Here is a 1,229-nt window from a genome sequence, read left to right as displayed (position 1 = left end):
GTCCTTCTCGCCGTGCACCACCAGCAGCGGAGCGGTGAGGGCCGAAGCCCTCTGCGGCATGGTCTCGCCCACGATGATCAGCGCCCGGGCGATGCCCGCGGGGACCTTGCCGTGCCACACCAACGGGTCGGCCTTGTAGGCCGCCACCACCTCGGGGTCGCGGGACACCGCGTCGGCGTCGAGATTCTCCACGGGCAGCCCGGGGGCGATCTTGCCGAGCATCTTGGCCACGACCGCCAGCGCCGACGACACCGATGCCTGCGCGGCCACGGCGGGCCCGGACAGCACCATCGCGGTGTATTCGTCGGGGTATTCGACGCCGTAGCTGAACACGATGCCGCCGCCCATGCTGTGCCCCAGCACGAGACGCGGGAGCTGCGGGTACTCGGCGGTCGCGATGCCGACCAGCGTATGGAAGTCGCCGACGTACTCGGACATGTCGCGCAGGTACACCCGCTTGCCGCCGGAGCGGCCGTGACCGCGGTGGTCCAGCGCGTAGACGACCAGCCCCGCCTGCCCGAACCGCTGCGCGACGTGGTGGTACCGCCCGGCGTGTTCGCCCAGGCCGTGGGAGAGGACGATGACGCCTCGCGGCTCGACGTCGGGCGTCCATACGTCGTAGACGATGCGGACCCCGCCGACGCCGTCGAAGGTCTGTTCACTGCGGGTGCTGGTCACCCTGGCGAGCGTATTCGATCGAAGTTGTCGGGGGTGCTGCGTAAGCTCGCGAATGTGACGGTCCTCGCTCACCGCCTTGACGATGACAGCCCGGCCGATGCGTTCCTGGCCGACGCCCAGCGCTACCGGCGTGAGCTGCTGGCGCACTGCTACCGGATGACGGGCTCACTGCACGATGCCGAGGATCTGGTACAGGAAACCTACCTGCGCGCCTGGAAGGCCTACGGGGGTTTCGAGGGCAAATCCTCGGTGCGTACCTGGCTGTACCGCATCGCCACCAACACCTGCCTGACGGCTCTGGAGGGCAGGCAACGCCGTCCGCTGCCGTCGGGGTTGGGCAACCCGAGTTCATCGCCCACCGACGAGATCTCCGAGCACCACGAGATCCCCTGGCTGCAGCCCCTGCCTGATTCCACCGACGACCCGGCGGATCCCAGCACCATCGTCGGGACCCGCGATTCGGTGCGGCTCGCGTTCGTCGCAGCCCTGCAGCATCTGTCGGCTCGGCAACGCGCGGTGCTGGTGATGCGCGAGGTGCTGCAGTGGAAGGC

2 protein-coding genes are annotated in these 1,229 nt (G+C 69.1%); one reads left to right on the top strand and one right to left on the bottom strand.

What is annotated here, in order from left to right; translation table 11 throughout:
• Positions 1–678, bottom strand: a 678-nt coding sequence (locus tag ACWGPE_RS18970) for an alpha/beta hydrolase (protein WP_452049309.1), incomplete at its 3' end; no start/stop codon positions are given.
• Between the two features lie 33 nt (positions 679–711).
• On the opposite strand from ACWGPE_RS18970, the gene ACWGPE_RS18965 reads away from it, so the two are divergent.
• On the top strand, positions 712–1,229 hold a 518-nt coding region (locus tag ACWGPE_RS18965), incomplete at its 3' end, for an RNA polymerase subunit sigma-70 (protein ID WP_452049308.1).

Source organism: Agromyces sp. NPDC055658 (assembly GCF_053618155.1).
This window is presented reverse-complemented; position numbering and strand designations above follow the sequence as displayed.